Source organism: Ilumatobacteraceae bacterium (assembly GCA_033344875.1).
Lineage (GTDB): Bacteria > Actinomycetota > Acidimicrobiia > Acidimicrobiales > Ilumatobacteraceae > Ilumatobacter.
In genome coordinates this window covers 2,639,146-2,657,409 of the sequence record JAWPMO010000001.1, presented here as the reverse complement: position 1 = coordinate 2,657,409, position 18,264 = coordinate 2,639,146, and the positions used below count along the sequence as shown (strand labels likewise).

The 18,264-nt window shown below is 69.1% G+C and carries 19 protein-coding genes; 11 read left to right on the top strand and 8 right to left on the bottom strand.

All coding sequences use genetic code 11. The features are described from left to right. Positions 1 to 23: 23 nt before the first annotated feature. A complete protein-coding gene (locus R8G01_12535; GenBank protein ID MDW3214822.1) occupies positions 24 to 455 on the bottom strand; it encodes a hypothetical protein in 432 nt (143 codons plus the stop codon). 71 nt (positions 456 to 526) lie between these two features. Next, positions 527 to 2,347 (bottom strand): AMP-binding protein, encoded by a 1,821-nt coding sequence (locus R8G01_12530; GenBank protein ID MDW3214821.1) that lies wholly within the window; start codon positions 2,345 to 2,347, stop codon positions 527 to 529. 89 nt (positions 2,348 to 2,436) lie between these two features. Here R8G01_12530 and R8G01_12525 point away from each other — a divergent pair, with 89 nt between their 5' ends. After that, positions 2,437 to 3,924: an HD-GYP domain-containing protein gene (locus R8G01_12525; GenBank protein ID MDW3214820.1), complete on the top strand. Its 1,488-nt coding sequence runs from the start codon at positions 2,437 to 2,439 to the stop codon at positions 3,922 to 3,924. A gap of 73 nt (positions 3,925 to 3,997) precedes the next feature. Then, the gene (locus tag R8G01_12520; protein ID MDW3214819.1) at positions 3,998 to 4,702 is read left to right on the top strand and encodes a LytR C-terminal domain-containing protein; all 705 of its coding nucleotides are present in this window, start codon (positions 3,998 to 4,000) and stop codon (positions 4,700 to 4,702) included. A 4-nt stretch (positions 4,703 to 4,706) separates the two neighbouring features. Here the strand turns inward: R8G01_12520 and udk are convergent, their stop codons facing one another. Continuing rightward, entirely contained in the window at positions 4,707 to 5,363 is a 657-nt protein-coding gene (gene udk / locus R8G01_12515) for a uridine kinase (protein ID MDW3214818.1), read from the bottom strand. A gap of 95 nt (positions 5,364 to 5,458) precedes the next feature. Here udk and R8G01_12510 point away from each other — a divergent pair, with 95 nt between their 5' ends. Both R8G01_12510 and R8G01_12505 read left to right on the top strand, forming a co-directional pair. Next, positions 5,459 to 5,719, top strand: coding sequence for a DUF3263 domain-containing protein (locus R8G01_12510; protein ID MDW3214817.1), 261 nt, complete (start codon positions 5,459 to 5,461; stop codon positions 5,717 to 5,719). Beyond that, complete coding sequence (locus R8G01_12505; GenBank protein ID MDW3214816.1) at positions 5,716 to 6,432, top strand: LytR C-terminal domain-containing protein; 717 nt, start codon at positions 5,716 to 5,718, stop codon at positions 6,430 to 6,432. The genes R8G01_12510 and R8G01_12505 overlap by 4 nt, the downstream gene beginning before the upstream one ends. 31 nt (positions 6,433 to 6,463) lie before the next feature. Here R8G01_12505 and R8G01_12500 read toward each other — a convergent pair whose 3' ends face one another. Continuing rightward, positions 6,464 to 7,456 (bottom strand): glycerate kinase, encoded by a 993-nt coding sequence (locus R8G01_12500; GenBank protein ID MDW3214815.1) that lies wholly within the window; start codon positions 7,454 to 7,456, stop codon positions 6,464 to 6,466. Positions 7,457 to 7,495: 39 nt separating this feature from the next. Then, on the bottom strand, positions 7,496 to 7,771 hold the full coding sequence (locus R8G01_12495) for a MoaD/ThiS family protein (protein ID MDW3214814.1): 276 nt from the start codon (positions 7,769 to 7,771) through the stop codon (positions 7,496 to 7,498). Positions 7,772 to 7,951: 180 nt separating this feature from the next. Here R8G01_12495 and groL point away from each other — a divergent pair, with 180 nt between their 5' ends. Beyond that, complete coding sequence (gene groL, locus R8G01_12490) at positions 7,952 to 9,562, top strand: chaperonin GroEL (GenBank protein ID MDW3214813.1); 1,611 nt, start codon at positions 7,952 to 7,954, stop codon at positions 9,560 to 9,562. 115 nt (positions 9,563 to 9,677) lie between these two features. On the opposite strand, the gene R8G01_12485 is transcribed toward groL, so the two are convergent. Both R8G01_12485 and R8G01_12480 read right to left on the bottom strand, forming a co-directional pair. Continuing rightward, on the bottom strand, positions 9,678 to 10,253 hold the full coding sequence (locus R8G01_12485) for a DUF1697 domain-containing protein (protein MDW3214812.1): 576 nt from the start codon (positions 10,251 to 10,253) through the stop codon (positions 9,678 to 9,680). After that, entirely contained in the window at positions 10,246 to 11,013 is a 768-nt protein-coding gene (locus R8G01_12480; GenBank protein MDW3214811.1) for an aquaporin, read from the bottom strand. The genes R8G01_12485 and R8G01_12480 overlap by 8 nt, the downstream gene beginning before the upstream one ends. Before the next feature lie 24 nt (positions 11,014 to 11,037). On the opposite strand from R8G01_12480, the gene R8G01_12475 reads away from it, so the two are divergent. Genes R8G01_12475 through R8G01_12465 form a run of 3 tightly spaced genes read left to right on the top strand, consistent with a single transcriptional unit; the run spans position 11,038 to position 13,361 of the window. Beyond that, on the top strand, positions 11,038 to 11,871 hold the full coding sequence (locus R8G01_12475; protein MDW3214810.1) for a hypothetical protein: 834 nt from the start codon (positions 11,038 to 11,040) through the stop codon (positions 11,869 to 11,871). Beyond that, positions 11,868 to 12,677 (top strand): formate dehydrogenase accessory sulfurtransferase FdhD, encoded by an 810-nt coding sequence (fdhD, locus tag R8G01_12470; protein ID MDW3214809.1) that lies wholly within the window; start codon positions 11,868 to 11,870, stop codon positions 12,675 to 12,677. Before R8G01_12475 ends, fdhD begins: the two co-directional genes overlap by 4 nt. Positions 12,678 to 12,707: 30 nt before the next feature. Then, the gene (locus R8G01_12465) at positions 12,708 to 13,361 is read left to right on the top strand and encodes a chlorite dismutase family protein (protein ID MDW3214808.1); all 654 of its coding nucleotides are present in this window, start codon (positions 12,708 to 12,710) and stop codon (positions 13,359 to 13,361) included. A gap of 42 nt (positions 13,362 to 13,403) precedes the next feature. Here the strand turns inward: R8G01_12465 and R8G01_12460 are convergent, their stop codons facing one another. Then, a complete protein-coding gene (locus R8G01_12460; protein MDW3214807.1) occupies positions 13,404 to 14,663 on the bottom strand; it encodes an ABC transporter substrate-binding protein in 1,260 nt (419 codons plus the stop codon). Positions 14,664 to 14,686: 23 nt separating this feature from the next. On the opposite strand from R8G01_12460, the gene R8G01_12455 reads away from it, so the two are divergent. From R8G01_12455 to R8G01_12445, 3 genes are read left to right on the top strand one after another with little or no spacing between them, the layout of a single operon-like run. Further along, positions 14,687 to 15,160, top strand: a complete 474-nt coding sequence (locus tag R8G01_12455; GenBank protein MDW3214806.1) for a hypothetical protein — start codon at positions 14,687 to 14,689, stop codon at positions 15,158 to 15,160. Between the two features lie 22 nt (positions 15,161 to 15,182). Further along, positions 15,183 to 17,513 carry a [protein-PII] uridylyltransferase gene (locus tag R8G01_12450; GenBank protein MDW3214805.1) on the top strand — a complete coding sequence of 777 codons (2,331 nt, stop codon included), beginning with the start codon at positions 15,183 to 15,185 and terminating at the stop codon, positions 17,511 to 17,513. Positions 17,514 to 17,558: 45 nt separating this feature from the next. Continuing rightward, positions 17,559 to 18,260 carry an NUDIX hydrolase N-terminal domain-containing protein gene (locus R8G01_12445; protein ID MDW3214804.1) on the top strand — a complete coding sequence of 234 codons (702 nt, stop codon included), beginning with the start codon at positions 17,559 to 17,561 and terminating at the stop codon, positions 18,258 to 18,260. Positions 18,261 to 18,264 lie beyond the last annotated feature (4 nt).

The window sequence follows — 18,264 nt, the reverse complement described above, 5'->3', positions numbered from 1 at the left end:
GGTTGGCCGAACTCGGGCCGGAGTCAGATGACGCCGTCGTCGGGCTCGGCCATGAGCGCATCCATGCTCGCCTGGGCGGCGCGTCGGGCCCGTTCGAGGAGTTCGTCGTCGGTGAGGTCGCGGACCTCGGCGTCCTCCGGGGCGAGCGTCGAGGGGTCGTCGGCGCGGAACTGGCCGACGGATTGCTCGACCGCGTGGTTCGTGATCAGTTCCTCGACGAGCAGGATGTACGAGGGGTGGTCGCGCAGCGCCCGCCAGTCGGCCGCGGTGTCGACGTCGATGACGACGACGTAGTCGGCCGACCCGCCCATCGCCCCGGTGTCGCTCCCGTGGGAGAGGCTGCGCACGCCGGGCACCTGTGCCGCCAACTCGTCGAGCGCCGCTCCGAGTCGGACCTGATGGTCGTCGTCGACGTGGTCGCCCCAGCGATAGAGAGCGACGGAACGGAACGGCACGATCCGACCCTACGTCGAGGTCGGACCGTGGTGGCGATCGACGCACACGGCGACCGGAGCGACAGCGGACGTCAGCGGGCGTACATCGCCTCGATCTCGCCGGCGAAGGTGGCGAGGATGCCGCGGCGCTTCAGCTTGGAGGTCGGGGTCAGGAGGTCGGTGTCGGGCAGCCACTCGGCGCCGAGCACCGTGAACTTCTTGACCGACTCGGCGTTGTTGAAGTTCGCCATCGCCTTCGCGAGCCCCGCCTCGATCTCGGCGATCACGTCGGGGTTCTGGGCCATCGCCGGCAGCGTGGCCGCCTCGCCCTCGAGACCGTGCTCGGCCGCCCACGCCCGTGCCGCGTCGGGATCGAGCACGAGCAGCGCGGCGACGAACGGCTTCTGATCGCCGACGGCGCACGCCTGCCCGACGAGCGGGATGCCCTTGAGTTCGGCTTCGAGGTTGGCCGGGCTGATGTTCTTGCCGCCGGCCGTGACGATCAGTTCCTTCTTGCGGTCGACGATCCGGAGGTAGCCGTCGTCGTCGATCTCGCCGATGTCACCGGTGTGGACCCAGCCCTCGTCGTCGATCGTCTCGGCGGTCTTGTCGGGAGCGTCGAGGTAACCGAGGAACATGTTGCCGCCGCGGGCGAGCACCTCGCCGTCGTCGCCGAGCCGCATCTCGACGCCCGGAGCGGGTCGACCGACGTGGCCGGGCTTGGCCTGGTGCGACCAGGTCAGGACGGCCGTCGTCTCCGACATGCCGTAGCCCTCGCTGAGCGGGACGCCGATGGTCTGGAACCAGCGCATCACGTCGGACTGGAGTGGCGCCGCGCCGCTGATGCAGATCTTGGCCTGGTCGAGGCCGATCAGCTGCTTGATCGGGGTGAACGCCACGGCGTCGAGGAACTCGTAGGTCTCGATCTCCTCCTTGGTCGCCGTGCCCGCCCGCATCTTCTCGACGATCGGTTCGGCGGCGGCGAGTCCGTCGGCGAAGGCCTGACCCTTCTCGGGATCGGCGCCCAACGCGGCGGTGACGCCCGCGTAGAGCTTCTCCCACACCCGCGGCACACCGATGAAGAAGTCGGGGTGGACCTCGGCGGCGTAGGCCGCGACCTGCGCCGTGTCGGGGCAGCACGTGACCTGGGTGGCGAACTCGACCATGTAGTAGTGGCCGAGCAGTCGTTCCATGACGTGTGCCATCGGCAGGTACGAGACGTGCCGGAACCCGGCCAGGCTCTCGAGGTCGGTCTGCTCACGCATCGACCGACTGATCGACTCGAGCGACCAGACGATGTTGTAGTTGGTCAGCATGACGCCCTTGGGCGGCCCGGTCGTGCCCGAGGTGTAGATGATCGTGGCGAGATCGCCGGGCTCACCGATCGCCGCGGCCTCGGCGAGGTCGGCCGGAGTGCGGGTCATCAGCTCGCCGAGCCGGACGTGGGCGTCGTCGGTGTCGTCGCTCGGCTCGACCACGACGATGTTCTCGAGCGTCGTCAGGCGGTCGCGGACCGTATCGAACCGATCGATGAATTCATCGTCCTCGAGGACGGCCAGCTTGGCGCCGCAGTGGTTGACCAGGTACTCGATCTGGTCGGGAGCCGAGGAGTTGTAGATCGACACCGGTGTCGCACCGCAGAACAGCACGGCGAGGTCGATGGCGTGGAACTCGGGCCGGTTCCGCATCATGAGGACGACGCGGTCGCCCCTGCCGATACCGAGCTCGCGGAGCGCCGTGACCAGGCGAGCGGTGTCGTCGGCGACCTCGGCCAGCGTGCGTTCCGACCACGATCCGTCGGATTCCTTCCACCGGAGCACCGCGATGTCACCGTGCGCCGTGAGGGTGTCCAAGAAGCGGGTGGCGACCGTCCGTCCGGCCACGCACTCGTCGAGTTCCTGCTGGGTCGTCATGACCCCCACCGTACCCGGCCACGCCGTGCTGCGCCGCGCCGACGCCGGCCGTCCTCAAGGTGGTCGGCGAGGACGCCGATATACGCGTCGTGAAGAACTCGAACACAACTCGCGCCCGGTCGCGCTGGGCGGGAGTCGCCGGTGTCCTCGCCGCGACGACGGCGGCGACCACGGTCGGACCCCTGGCGTCGCACGAATGGGTGCACCCCCGCGGTCTGTTCAGCCTGATGACGGTCGCCGCGCTCGCATGTGTGCTGGCGGCGACGGTCGTGATCTCGTTGGCGGATCGCCGGGAGATGGCCGAGGTCGGCCTGCTCGGCACGATGCTGATGGCGGCGTCGGTGATGCCGCTGGTCCACGGCCTCGTCACCCCCGACGTCCTGTTCGAGACGAACGAGGCGTTCCGGTCGTCGGCGTTCCTGGCGCTGCCGATCGCGCTCGTCGGCGGCCTACCCCTCCTGGCCCCGCATTCGACGTTCGGCCGCTGGGCGGCTCGCCGCTGGCGCGACTGGACGTTGCTGTCGTTGCTCGGCGTGTTCGTCCTGGCGTCGCTCATCGTGTTCTTCCCCGATCTGATCGTCGCCCCCGACCCGCGGGGTCCGCTCACGATCGCCGTCACCGCCGGTGTGGTGTGGGCGCTGTCGGCGCTGTCGATGCGGCAGATGCGGTTCTACGATCTCGGTCGGCAGCCGGCCAATCTCGTCGCGTCGGTCTCGCTCATGCTGATCGCGGTGATGGGCATCTCCCCGCTGATCGTCGATCCGTACACGACCGGATTCTGGTGGACGCACATCGCCGGTGCGTTCGGCGTCATCGGCGCCTGCCTGGCCCTCGCGGTCACGCAGAGACTGAGCCCCTCGGCGCACGACGTGCTCGCCCCGATCCTCACCCGCGATCCGTTGGTGGCGTTCGAGCTCGGCCTGAGCCCGGTCGTCCACCAGTTCGTCGCCGACATCGAGGTCAAGGACGTCCTCACCCGCGATCACGTGATCCGTACCGGCGAGCTCGCGATGCGGGTCGGCGAACGCTTCCGGTTGTCGGCGCCCGAACTCCGGGACCTGGGACTGGCCGCGATGTTGCACGACGTCGGCAAGGTGCACGTTCCCGACGCGATCCTCAAGAAGCCGGCCCGCCTGACCGCGGCCGAGTACGAGGTCATGAAGCTGCACCCGGTCGACGGTGAGTCGATGCTCGCCTCGGAACCTGCGCTCGCCTCGGCGGCCCGGATCGTGCGTTCGCACCACGAGCGTGTCGACGGTGCCGGCTATCCCGACGGTCTCGTCGGCCGCGAGATCCCGCTCGCGTCGCGGATCATCGCCGTCTGCGACGCGCTCGACGCCATGACGCACGACCGGCAGTACCGCCGGGCGATGCCGTTGAACATGGCGTTCGCGATCCTGCGTGAGCACGCCGGGAGCCAGTGGGACGAGCAGGTCGTCGAGCAGGTGATGGCGACGATCCCGTCGATGCCGCAGGAGAACGCGTTCGACCTGGTCGGTCGCGACGACGATCTCGAACGTACGTCGATCCCCGACGACATCGGCGAGCTGCTGCTCACGGTCGACGCCGAGATCTGAACCCTCCCTCGCAGCGACCGCGTTCCGGTGGGGTGGTCCCACGGGCCTTGACGCGCTGAGTAGCGTCAAGGGTGTGAAGAGCGCACCTGTCGACACTCGCACGCCATCCACGCTGCGGTCTCGCCGACGATCCGTCGGATCGATCGGGCTGGCTGCGGCCGTACTCCTGACACTCGGAGCGTGCGGCGGCGACGACGACGACGCGAGCAGCGAGACGACGACACCGACGTCCGTGCCGACGAGCAACACGCTCACGCCCGTCACCGAGGCGACGACCACGACGGCTGCGCCGTCCACGACCACCACGCTGCCACCGCTCGAACTCGTCACCGAGGGCGCCACCGTCGTCGTCGCGAACGCGAGCGGTATCAACGGCTCGGCCGGCCGCATGACCGACGCGCTCGCCGCCGTGGGCTTCACCACCGGGACGGCGACCAACAGCAGCGAGAGCCAGCTGGAGACTTCGAAGGTCTACTTCGACCCGGAGGTCGAGAACGCGGAGGCTGTCGCCAACTCGCTCCGAGAGGCGCTCGGCGGCGGCGACATCGAGGTGCTCGAGCTCACGGTGCCGGCACCGACGAGCGACGGTGAAATCGGCGACGCGTCGGTGCTGCTGGCACTCGGCAACGACACCGCCGACAAGCCGCTCGACGAGCTGCAGGGACGGGTCCCCGCGGCCGACGACTCGTCGGATGAGTCGAGCGACGACGCCACCGACGAGACCAGCGACGACGCCACCGGCGAGGGCAGCGACGACGATTCCGGCAGCGACGGCTGACGCTTCAGTCGGCGCCGTTCGCCAGTTCGCGTACCCGGGCCAGCAATACCTCGAGCGCCGGCCGGTTGAGGCCGCCCTCGGGCACGATCACGTCGGCGAAGCGCTTGCTGGGTTCGATGAACAGCTCGTGGCTCGGACGGACGGTCGCGAGGTACTGGTCGAGAATGCTCTCGGGTGTCCGCCCGCGCTCGGCGACGTCGCGCTGCAGCCGCCGGATGATCCGCAGGTCGGCGGGCGTGTCGACGAAGATCTTCAGGTCGAACCGTTCGCGCAGGCGCGGCTCCCACAGCACGAGGATCCCCTCGACCACCACGACCCGGGTCGCCTGCACGATCTCGCTCCGGTCGGAGCGGTCGTGGATCGCGAAGTCGTAGATCGGCACCTCGACCGAACCGCCACCGGTGAGGGCTGCCAGGTGGTCGTTGAGCAGATCCCAGTCGAAGGCGTCCGGATGGTCGTAGTTGGCCGCGGCCCTGACCTCCATCGGTTCGGACGAACGTTCGACGTAGTACGAGTCGAGTTTGATCAGCGAGAGATGGTCGGGACCCATCATCTCCGAGAGCCGCGACGTGATGGTCGTCTTCCCCGAGTTGCTGCCGCCGGCGACCCCGATCAGGAACGGACGTGGTGGGAGCGAGTCGGGAAGGGAGCCGGAGGACACGGATCGCAAGATAGAACATGGACTGGGCACCCGAGAACCGCACGACTTCGCGGGGGTGCTTGTACAACCCCCCATCGACCGGCAAGGCTGTATCAGTGATCAACGAACGGCAGCAGGCCATGTTGGAGTTCGAGCGGACGTTCTGGACGTTCGACGAACCCAAGGAGACGCTCGTGCGCGCGCGGTTCCAGTGCTCGGCCGACGAGTACTATGCCGAGTTGAACGAACTCCTCGAGCAGCCCGAGGCGCTCGAACACGACCCGCTGGTCGTTCGTCGGTTGCAGCGTCAACGTGTTCGTCGGCGCCGCGAGCGGCTCGACACCGGAACCGACGCACAGGGAGGCGCCCTCACATGACCGACGTACCCGACGGCTCGGGTCAGATTCCGCGACGTTCACCACGGGTGGGCGACGGCGGGGCCCCGGTCAGCGGTGCGCTCGCGATCGTGCTGGCCGTCGTCGCCGTGGTCGCCGGCTTCCTGATCCTGCGCTCGATCAGCGATGGGGGCGCCGATTCGGCCGATTTCCCCGAGCCCGTCGCCGGCGCATCGTCCGGTCAGGCGCCCGACGACGACAGCACCGAGACGACCGATCCCGACGAGTCGGTCCCGACCTTGCCGACCACGACCACGCTCCCGCCGATCATCGTCGACGGCGCGTCCGTCGTCGTCGCCAACGCGAACGGGCAGAGCGGCAGCGCGAGCGCGATGAGCCGAGCGATCGAGGCCGGCGCCGGATTCGAAGTCGTCGATCCGACCAACGCGAGTTCCACGGTTCCCGATCTCGACGAGACGGTCATCTACTACGACCCCGATACGCCCGCCGCAGTCGACGTGGCGAACTCGTTGGCGCGAGTGCTCGGCGGTGTCGGCTCGGTCTCGCCGTTGCCGGAGGTGGCGCCCACGACCGACGGCACCCTCAACGGTGCCCAGGTGTTGCTGATGCTCGGCAAGGACAAGGCCAACCAGACGCTCGAACAGTTGGCGCCTGACGTGCTCGCCGGATCCGGCAACGTCGTGACGGTCACCAACCCCGATCCGTCGGGCTCGACCGACACGACCGACGGCTGACCGCCCGGGTCGGGTCCAGTCCGGGTCGGGTTCAGCCGGCGTACCGCTGCAGGATCTCGCCGGCGACCTGGCCGACGCACCACAGCGGCTCACGGATGGCCCGCTCCTCGCCGAACCGGTCGGCGATCGCCCAGGTGGGGATCCGATCGCGGACCTCGTCGTCGGCGATGCCCACGATGGCCGCGACGGGGATGTCGTGTTCGGCGGCGATCTCAGCGACACCGCCGACGACCTTGCCCTCGAAGCTCTGTGCGTCGAGATGGCCCTCACCGGTGATCACGAGGTCGGCGGCCTCGAGCTGTTCGTACACGTCGAGTTCGTCGGCGACCAGGTCGAATCCGGGCGTGAGCCTGCCGCCGAGCGCAGCGAGCGCCCCGCCCAGCCCGCCGGCTGCACCCGACCCGTCGATCGCGCGTACGTCGACCCCGTACTCCCGCTCGTAACGGTCGGCCAGTTGCTCGAGACGGCCGGTGAGCATCCGGATCTGTGCCGGTGACGCGCCCTTCTGGGGGCCGAAGACGGTCGCCGCGTCGGTGAACCGGGTCGTCACGTCGCACGCGATGAGGAGCTCGACGGCTTTGAGCCGCGCCGGCGCACCGATCGCCTCGAGTGCCCCGAGGCCGCCGTCGGTCGTGGCCGAACCACCGAGCCCGACGATGATGCGCTTGGCGCCGGCGGTCACGGCGGCGTCGATCAACTCGCCCGTCCCGGCGGTGGTGGCGGTCATCGGATCGTTGCCTTCGGCGCCGCCGGCGACCACGAGCCCGCTCGCCAGTGCCATCTCGATGATGGCCGTGCCGCGGTGGAATCGCCACGGCGCCTCGATCGGCGTGCCGAGGGGGCCGGTCACCACGGTGGTGCGATTGGGTCCGCCCAGCACCTCGATCAGTCCTTCGCCGCCGTCGGCGAGGGCGAACTCCACGCAGTCGTGACCCTGCTCCCAGCAGGCGTGGCCGATCGCCGCGGCGATCTCGGCACCGGAGGCGGTGCCCCGGAATTTGTCGACGGCGGCTACGACACGCATGGCGTGGAGGCTAGTGACCGCCCCGGCACGGCGATGTGGTCAGCCTCCGGCGACCGCCGGGATGATGCTCACGGTCACGCCGTCGGCGACCGGCGTGGCGAGCCCGTCGAGGTAGCGGACGTCGTCGTCGTCGACGAAGATGTTGACGAACTTGCGGAGGTCGCCGTTCTCGTCGAGCAGACGGTCGGCGAACCCGGGATGTGCTGCCTCGAGATTCGCGATCACGTCGGACAGCGCGCCGGGGTCGACGTCGACGAGCTTGTTGCCGCCCGACATGGGGCGCAGGGTGGTGGGGATCCGAACGGTGACAGCCATAGGTCAAAAGATAACCGGCTGGGTCGGGATTTCATTCCGGATCGATCGTCATCGACGGGTCGTGGTGGCCCCATTGCCGCGTTAGCACTCGCTGCGATAGAGTGCTAAACGCCCGATTCGGCGCTCGCCGGATCGACAACGGTTCATCCCGAACACAGATTCGTCCAACGGAGGACACAGATGTCGAAGCAGATCGCCTTTGATCAAGAGGCACGCCGCGCACTCGAAGCCGGCATGAACCAGCTCGCCGACGCCGTCCGCGTCACCTTGGGGCCGAAGGGCCGCAACGTGATGCTCGACAAGCAGTGGGGTTCACCCACGATCACCAACGACGGGGTGTCGATCGCCAAGGAGATCGAACTCTCCGACCCGTACGAGCAGATCGGCGCAGCGCTGGTCAAGGAAGTCGCCAAGAAGACCGACGACGTCGCCGGTGACGGCACCACCACCGCCACCGTGCTCGCGGCAGCGATGGTCAAGGAGGGCCTCCGCAACGTCGCCGCCGGGGCCAACCCGATGGGCGTCAAGCGTGGCATCGAAGCTGCGGTCGCCGCGGCTGTCGATTCGATCAAGGCCCTCGCCGTCGACGTCGACTCGAAAGAGCAGATCGCCCAGGTCGCCAGCATCTCCGCCGCCGACGACGAGATCGGTTCGCTGATCTCCGACTCGATCGACAAGGTCGGCAAGGACGGCGTCATCACCGTCGAAGAGAGCCAGACGTTCGGCATGGACATGGACCTCGTCGAGGGCATGCGCTTCGACAAGGGCTACATCTCGCCCTACTTCGTCACCGACACCGACCGGATGGAGGCCTCGCTCGAGGACCCGCTGGTGCTGCTCGTCTCGTCGAAGATCACCTCGGTCCGCGACCTCGTGCCGCTGCTCGAGAAGGTCATGCAGGGCGGTCGCCCGCTCGTCATCATCGCCGAGGACATCGAGGGTGAGGCACTCGCCACCCTCGTCGTCAACAAGATCCGTGGCACGTTCAAGTCGGCCGCCGTCAAGGCCCCCGGCTTCGGCGAGCGCCGCAAGGCCATGCTGCAGGACATCGCGATCCTCACGGGTGCGCAGGTCATCAGCGAAGACGTCGGCCTCAAGCTCGACACCGCCACGCTCGACCTGCTCGGTACCGCCAAGCGGATCGTGATCACCAAGGACGAGACCACGATCATCGAGGGTGCCGGCGACGAGTCCGACATCGCCGGTCGCATCAGCCAGATCAAGGCCGAGATCGACAACACGGACTCCGACTACGACCGCGAGAAGCTGCAGGAGCGGCTCGCCAAGCTGACCGGCGGCGTCGCCGTCCTCAAGGTCGGCGCCGCCACCGAGGTCGAGCTCAAGGAGAAGAAGCACCGCATCGAAGACGCCGTGTCGACCACCAAGGCCGCCATCGAAGAGGGCGTCGTGCCCGGCGGTGGTGTGGCGCTCGTGCGATCGATCGACGCGGTCGAGAAGGTCGTCGCCTCCCTGCGGGATGACGAGGCCACCGGCGCTCGCATCGTCGCCAAGTCGCTCAGCGCCCCGCTCCGTCAGATCGCCGAGAACGCCGGCATGGACGGCGGCGTGGTCGTCAACCGGGTTCGCGAACTCACCGGCAACGAGGGTCTCAACGCCGCCACCGGCGTCTACGAAGACCTCGTGAAGATCGGCGTGATCGACGCCGCGAAGGTGACGCGCTCCGCCCTGCAGAACGCGGCATCGATCGCGGCGCTGTTCCTCACCACCGAGGCGATCATCGCCGACAAGCCGGAGCACGACGACGACGATCACCACGGTCACGATCACTAGACCGTTCGATCACCCGATCGAACGGTGATGCGACAGCGAGCCCCGGGTCGACGCCCGGGGCTCGCCCGCGTGTGCGGTCGCAGGCCGGTGCGCCGTCGAGGCGGCGAGGCACCGATCAGTCGTCGCCGGCGCGGTCGTCGAGCTTGGCCACAAGGCGCTCGATCGTGCCGAGGGCCCGTGTCGTGACCGGCTGCCCGGCGGCGCGTTGAATGACGCCGCCCGGATCCTGGGGCTGCCGGTCGGGCCAGGCCCTGGTGACACTGAACACCTCGGACGCCGTGGCGGCGAAGACCGACCAGTCGCCGTTCGGTGCCGTCATCGGAAGTTCGAGCGGCGACGGCACCTCGGGTCGGAGGAACGTGACGAGGCGGGCGTACACCTCGTCGAACGGCGCGTCGGCGAACGGGTCGCGGGCGAGCAGCGACCGGAGCTGGTCGAGCGAACGGACGAACAGTGGTGTGGCCCGCCCGAGCAGTCGCTCCAGTTCGGACTCGACCGTCGCGACGACGTCGTCGAGGCGGTCGGGTTCGACATCGAACGACACGTTGCCGGTCGAGATGTACGAGACCGGATCGGTCGCACCGGCCCGCTCGAACATCTCGAGGAGTACCGGGCGGTGCAGGCCCTCGCGGCCGATCATCACGGCACGCACGAACGCGACGTACGTGCGGGCCGCGACCTCGTCAGTCACCGGTGACGGCGTCGGCGGCGTCTTCGAGGAACGAATCGTCGAAGAGGGTGTCGTCGATGGTGGCGTCGTCGATCATCAGCCAGATCATCGTGCCGGCGAACGACGCGAGCAGCGGGATGATGACGAACGGCAGCAGCTGGCCGAGTGCGTTCGGGTCGGTGTCGGCGAAGATGGCAGTGCCGAGGCTGCGGGCCGGGTTCATGCCGGCTCCGGAGATGCCCAGCAGGAACAGCGTGCCCAACGCGTAGGCGGCACCGGTAAACGCGGCCATGGCACTGTTCGAACGTTGTTGGCTGATCGACGAGAGGAGCACGACCACGACGATCGTGCCGAGCGCGAGTTCGGCGGCGAGCACCACGCCGAGATCGGCGAAGCCCGACAGACTGATCCCGAGGTCGACGCCGGTGTCGGCGCGACCCGGATCCCAACCGTTGGTGCCGGTCACGAACCGGGTCGTGTCGTTGAGTCCGAACAGCAGTGCCGCACCGAAGACGGCGCCGGCGAACTGTCCGACCCAGTCGGAGAGCAGCTCGCGGGTGGTGACCCCCTTCGAGAACCAGAGCGCCAGGCTGAACATCGGATTGGCGACGGCGCCGATCACCCCGATCGCGATCGCGATCGACACACCGAAACCGACGGCGACCCCGAGGGTGCCGATGTCGTCGCCGCCGACGATCATCAGGCCGGGCCCGCCCAACATCACCACGGTCGTGCCGACGAACTCTGCTGCGACGAGACGGCCCGTGGTGGTTTCGGTCATGGTCGCCGAGCGTAGTCTCGGGCCGTGCTCGCCCTCGTCACGTGCCGTGCCGCGCTCGGCCTCGACACCGACCTCCCGCTGCTGCAGCGGGAGTTGCCCGAGGCATCGGTGGTCGCGTGGGACGACCCGGCCGTCGACTGGGGCGCTTGTTCGGTCGCGATCGTGCGCTCGACATGGGACTACCACACCCGCCGCGACGACTTCCTCCGGTGGGCCCGCCACGTGAGCGACGTGTCGACGTTGTGGAACCCGGTCGACGTGATCGAGTGGAACACCGACAAGCGCTACCTCGCCGAGCTGGCCGGTCACGGCGTCCCGGTCGTGCCCACCACGTTCGTGGCCGATGACGGCGAAACCGACCCCGACGAGTTCGTCGGTGACGTGGTCGTCAAACCGTCGGTCGGCGCCGGCTCCAACGGGGTGTTCCGCAGCCGCGGCGACGCCACGGCAGCGTCCGAACACGCCCGCCGACTTCTCGCGCATGGTCTGACGGTGATGGTGCAGCCCTACCTGGCCGATGTCGAGACGTCGGGTGAGACCGGGCTCGTCTACGTCGGAGGTGCGTTCAGCCACGCCTTCCGCAAGTCGGCGATCCTCGCCGAGCCGGTCGAGTTCGAGGGTGACCTGATGGCGGTCGAATCGAGCTTCCCGCACCTGGCCACCGACCTCGAACGAGCGCTCGGCGAGCGCGTCGTCGGTCTCCTGCCCGAGACCGCGTATGCGAGGATCGACCTGCTCCCGATGGCCGACGGCCCGGTGCTGCTGGAGCTCGAACTGACCGAGCCGTCGCTGTTCCTCCACCTCGACCCCGGTGCCGCCGCGCGGGCCGCGGCCGTGTTCCGTAACCTGGCAGGGTGAGCCGCTCGCGCACCCAGCGTTTCCTCGTCACCGCGGTGACGCCGGACGGTGCGAAGCGCCGGCCCGACGACCTGATCGTCGAGGAGCCGATGACGATCCAACTCGACGGCACGGTCGTGTCGACCACGATGCGTACGCCGGGCAACGACTTCGAGCTCGCGGTCGGGTTCTGCCACACCGAGGGGCTGCTCAGCGGTGCCACCGTCGCCGAGGTGCGGTACTGCGCCGACGGTTCCGCCGTCGACACCGAGTTCAACGTCGTCACCGTCGGCACCGGTGGTGTCGCTCCGACGCCCACGCCGCGTCTCGGCACCACCTCGTCGAGCTGTGGCTGGTGCGGCAGCGACCAACTCGACGAACTCCACCAGCGTCTCGACCCGCTGCCGTCGACCGACCCCATGCCGCTCGATCTGCTGGCGTCGATGCCCGGCCTGGTCGCCGACCGCCAGGGGCTGTTCGACGCGACCGGCGCCGTGCACGCCGCCGCCGCGTTCGGTCCGAGCGGCGACGTCCTGCTCGTGCGCGAAGACGTCGGCCGCCACAACGCGGTCGACAAGGTGGTCGGGGCGATGCTCCTCGCCGGTGACCTCCCCGCCACCGGTCTCGGGCTGTTCGTGAGCGGACGGGCGAGCGTCGAGATGGTGCAGAAGGCGTGGGCCGCCGGGTTCGGCACCGTCGTCGCGGTCAGTGCGCCGACCGCGTTGGCCGTCGAGGCGGCACGGCGCGCCGGGTTGTGCCTCGCCGGCTTCATGCGCGGCGATCGGTTCAACGTGTACGCACCCGAGCGGTTGACCGCGCCGACCTGACGGGAGTGCCCGCTCGGTAGCCTGCGCTGCATGCGCATGGAAACGGGCGTCTGCGTCCTCCACCTGTTCTGCTCGCCCGGTGAATCGGTCGATCGCGAGGCCGTGATCCTCGCCGTCCGAGCCGCCGAACAGGCCGAGTGCCAGGTCGTCACGGCCGCGATCCTGGGCCACAAGGCCGACCTGGCGTTCATGGCGTTGGGCAAGGACGTCGTCGCGCTCCGCCATCTGCAGACGCACCTGCAGCACGCCGGGCTCCACGTCGTCGACTCGTACCTGTCGATCACCGAGGTCAGCGAGTACGCACCGGGGCTGCCGGAAGAAGCCCTCCAGGCCCGCCTCTATCCCGTGCTGCCCCCCGAGGGGAAGCCGGCGTTCTGCTTCTACCCGATGAGCAAGCGGCGCGAGGCGCACGCCAACTGGTATGCGACGCCGTTCGAGGAGCGCAAGGAGATGATGTACGAGCACGGCACGAGCGGGCGCAAGTTCGCCGGCAAGCTCGTGCAGCTCATCACCGGATCGACGGGCCTCGACGAGTACGAGTGGGGCGTCACGCTGTTCGGGATCAACCTCGAGGTGATCAAGGACGTCGTGTACACGCTCCGGTACGACAAGGCGTCGTCGCTGTACGGCGATTTCGGTGCCTTCTACGTCGGGTACCTGGCGTACGTCGACGACCTGGTCTGACCCGACGCCGCCCCGTACGACACGCCCGGCTCACCGGGTGGTTCAGGGCACCTCGAACTGGAACGACCGGATCTCGGTCCCGTTGGCCTCGAAGCTGAACGATTCGAAGCGAGCCTCGATCGGGTCGCCGGTCGCATTCGACAGCTCGGCGCTGCCCGACGCGCCCCCGTAGTCGATGTTGAGACCTTGTTCGAGGAGCAGGGCGCACGCCTGGAACGTGTCGCACGCCCGACCGTCGGCGCTCACACCGGCCATGTTGGTCCGGAAGGTCCGGGGCGCGTCGGTGCCGGCCACCACGACCGAGAGGGCGATCAGGTTGACGCAGTCGACCGCGTGGGCGGCGAAGAAGCCGTCGGGTGCGTCCTCGTCGGTGCTGCTGGCGAGCGGGGCGACACCGGTCAGCCGGCTCCGGAACTCGCCCGACAGCGACTGGATCGTCTGGCGCGCCTCTCGGATCGCGTCGTTGACGATGACCTGCGGTGACGCCGAATCGGCAGCGTCGAGTGCGGCGATCAGACGGCCACCGTCATCGGCGTCACCGAGCACGACGATCACGCCGGGATCGGCGTCGAGCAGCGCGGCCGCCGACCCGGAGAGATCGGTCTGATCGCCGCTGAACCCGACCGAGACCGGTACCGCGAGGCGGCGAGCCTCGATCTCGTCGAGGAAGGCTGCGTGCAGGCCGCGTCCGTACGGGTCGTCGAGGTAGCCGACGGCGACCGAGCGCGCTCCGGTGCGCTGCACCTGACGAGCGATCGCGGCCATCTGCAACGAGTCGCTCGGAGCGGTGCGGAACAGGAACGTGTTGTCGGGGTAGTCGTCGAGCAACAGCGAGGTGGCGGAGGGTGAGCACACGACGACGCCGGTGTTGGGGTCGACGGCCGCTCCCAACTGCGTCAGCGCCGTCAGCGACGAGGCGGGCCCGACGATCGCGTCGACGCCCTGCTCGAGCAACTCGCCCAACCCGGTGCCGGCGCCCTCGTCGGCCTGGATCGTGCGGACGCTCTGACCCAGCACACCGCCCGCCGTGTTGATCCGGTCCACCGCGTCCTCGACGGCGGCGATCATCGGCTGACCCAGTTCGGAACCGGCGCCGGTGACCGGCAGGTAGATGCCGAGGACGAGCTGGCCGTCGTCGTCACGCGGGATCGTGGTGGTGCTCGTGGTGCTGGCCGTGGTGGTCGACGTGACGGCATCGTCGTCGCCACCGGTGCAGGCTCCCGCGATCAGCGTGGCGGCCATCGCGCCGCCGACGATCCGCGTCCACGGCGCGCGTCGTGGTCGAATCGGGAGCGCAGGCACGCGAGTCACGATAGAAGAGTGAGGTGGCCGACGAGGTGCAGCCCGACGAACCAGCGATCGATCCGGCGGCAACGCTGCTCGAGACCACACGTCGCGTCGCCCCCGGCTGGCTGCGGCGGATCACGATCGAGGCGGGTGTTCGTGGCGGTGTCGAGGTCGGTCGGATCGAAGCTCGGCTCGACGCCGTGGTCGAACGGGTGGCGGCAGACCTCCTCGTGCGACTCGACGACCTGCTCGGCACGGATGTCGACGAGCAGCGCACCACGCCGCTGACCCTGCTCCGCGACGCGGTGCGCGAACCCACGCAGCTCCTGCGCGAACTGGGTGCGGTGCCGCCGTCGTCGCCCGACGCCGATCGGTTTCCCGACGACGTCTACCGGCTCGGCCCGGCGACATGGTCGGATGTCGACCCGTCGCTGCACGAGCCCGGGCTCACCTGGGGTGCCTGGAAGGCGATGACGGTGCTCGCTCGCCGCCGAGATGACGGAATGCGATGAGACGCCGCCTACCGTGGGGCCTGTGACGACGTCCACGACGGAAGATGCGGTGGCGGCCGCGTTCGAACGCCGCCAGGAGGCGGTCGACGACAAGAGCGTCGGCGGTCGCGCCTACTGCCACCGGTTGGCCGATGCGACCGACGAATGGATCACGGCCCTCGCGGCGCACGCCCGGACCCAGCATCCGAGGGCCCCGAAGTTCGCGTTGGTCGCCGTCGGTGGGTACGGCCGCGGCGAGCTCTCGCCGCAGAGCGACATCGACCTGATCCTGATCCACGAATCCAAATCGAACCGGATCGAATCGGTCGCGTCGGCGATCTGGTACCCGATCTGGGACACGGGGCTGAAGCTCGGCCATGCGGTCCGCTCGGTCGACGAACACCTCGCGCTGGCCAAGACCGATCTCGACACGGCCACCGCGCTGCTCACGGCCCGGCCGATCGCGGGCGATCGCAAGATCGGCAACGTGATCGTCGAGTCGGGTCGCAGCAACTGGTCGAAACGCAAGAAGCGGTGGCTCGCCGAGCTGCGCGACCGCGTGTACCAGCGCCAGTCCGGCGCCGGCGACGTCGCCTACATCCTCGAACCCGACCTGAAGGACGGCCACGGCGGCATCCGTGACGCCCATTCGCTCTGGTGGGCCGAATGCGGCAACCTCGTGCTCTCCGACGAGGACAACGTGGCGCTCAACGAGTGCTACGACGTGCTGCTGAGCGCCCGGGTGGCCCTGCATCGTGCGACCGGTCGGCCCGGCGACACCCTTCGCCTCGAAGATCAGGATGCAGCGGCTGCCGCGGCAGGATTGGGGTCGGCCGATGCGCTGATGGCCGAGATCGCGGCCGCGGCCCGCACGGTGGCGTGGATCTCCGACGAGGCGTGGGGCAGGGTCGGCAAACCGACGGGCGGCAGTCCCAAGGAGGTCGCTCCGGGCGTCATGCTCCTGGACGGCGAGATCGAGTTGGCGATCGACGCCGATCCCGCCGTCGATCCGACGACCATGCTCCGACTCGCGACGGCGGCGGCTCGGCACCGGGCACGGATCGGCCGCAAGAGCCTCGACCGGCTCGCCCGTGACGTGCCCGAGTGGCCGGCGCGTTGGCCGGCCGGTGCGATCAGCAAGCTGGTCGCGCTCCTGCTCGAGGGACACGCGGCGATCCCGGTCATCGAATCGCTCGATCAGCGCGGACTCATCTCGCGGATGTTGCCCGAGTGGGAGCCCGTGCGCTCGCGGCCGCAGCGCAACGCCTATCACCGCTTCACCGTCGACCGTCATCTCTGGGAGGCGGCCGCCAACGCGGCGAAGTTCGCCGACGAGGTGGCGCGGCCCGACCTGCTGGTGCTCGGTGCCCTCTTCCACGACATCGGCAAGGGGTACCCCGGAGATCACACCGAGGTGGGCATGGCGATCATGCGCGAGCTGGGGCCGCGACTCGGACTCGCCGCGCCCGATGTCGATGCGCTGGTCGCGATGGTCGAACACCACCTGCTGCTGCCCGACGTCGCCGTCCGTCGCGATCTGTCCGATCCCGTCACGATCGAACACGTCGCCGAGGCGGTCGGTACCCACGAACGGCTCGAACTGCTGCATCGACTGACCGAGGCCGACTCGATCGCCACCGGCCCGTCGGCATGGGGCGGGTGGAAGAAGGAGCTCGTCGACGAGTTGGTGTCGCGGGTCGACCACGTGATCGGCGGCGGCGATGTCGCCGATGCGATCTGGACGCTGTTCCCCGACGCCGAGACCGTCGAGCGGATGGCGAGCGGCGACCATCACATCCGCATCGACGTCGACCGACTGACGATCGTGTATCGCGACGAGCCGGGCATGTTCAGCCGGATCTCCGGCGTCGTGTCGCTGCACGGCCTCGATGTCGTCACGGCCCGAGCGCACTCCGACGAGCCGCAGCTCGGTCGCGTCAGCATGGGCGCGGCCGAGTTCCGGGTGGAGGTTCCGAAGGGTGGCATCGACTGGGCCCCGATCGCCGCCGATCTCGAGCGGGCCCTGACGGGTCGTCTGGCGATCGAGTCGAGGTTGGCCGAGCGGGCCAGGACCTACCGCCGCCGACGCGCGACACAAGCCGCGACACCGGCGCCGCCGAGCGTCGTCTATCACGACGATGCCTCGTCCGACGCGACCGTGATCGAGGTGAGGTGTGCGACACGGATCGGGATCCTCTACCGGATCACCAAGGCGCTCGCCGAGGTGGGGCTCGACATCCGGCACGCGACGGTGCAGACGATCGGGCTCGATGTCGTCGACACGTTCTACGTGCGGAGCTGGACCGGTTCGCTGGTCACCGACGCATTCCACCGCACGGAGATCGAACGCGCCGTGCTGCACGCCATCGGCTGACGCTGTTTCGTCACCGTCGCATTGCCGGACGATAGGTTCGCGGTCGTGAGCGAGTCGAACGGTCGAGCCGACGCACGAGACCTGGCCCGGTGGAGTTCTTCGTTGGCCGGGATCGCCCGCACCGGGCTCGCGTTCACCGAGAACCTCTACGAACGCGAACGGTACGAAGAGGTGCTCCACGTCGCCGCCGACATCCGGTCGGCGGCCGAGGAACTCGACGAAGCGGTGGCCGTCGCCCGCGAAACCGACCACTTCGTGCAGGAATGGCTGCAGAACGTGGGCGAGGGCGTCCCGGGCTACGTGACGCCGAAGGTCGCGATCGGCGCCGTCGTGGGCAACGACGACGGCGAGATCCTCCTCGTCCAGCGGGCCGACTCGGGCGTGTGGCTGTATCCCACCGGATGGGCCGACATCGGTTACTCGCCGTCGGAGGTCGCGGTCAAGGAGGTGTCGGAGGAGACCGGCATCACCTGCGAGCCGGTGCGCCTGCTGTCGGTGATCGACGGACAGCGGATGGGCTTCTCCCGGTTCGGGATGTACATGCTGCTGTTCTACTGCCGGGCGACCGGCGGCGAACTCACGCCGCATCCGCTCGAGACCGCCGACGTCGGCTGGTTCGGCCCGACCTCGCTGCCCGAGGCCACCGCCGGCGCGAGCTGGTGGGCCGGCCCGGCGTTCGCCGCGATCAACGGCGACGAGACGCCGACCGTCTTCGATCTTCCTCGATCCGAGGTGTGGCGCAGCTGACGGT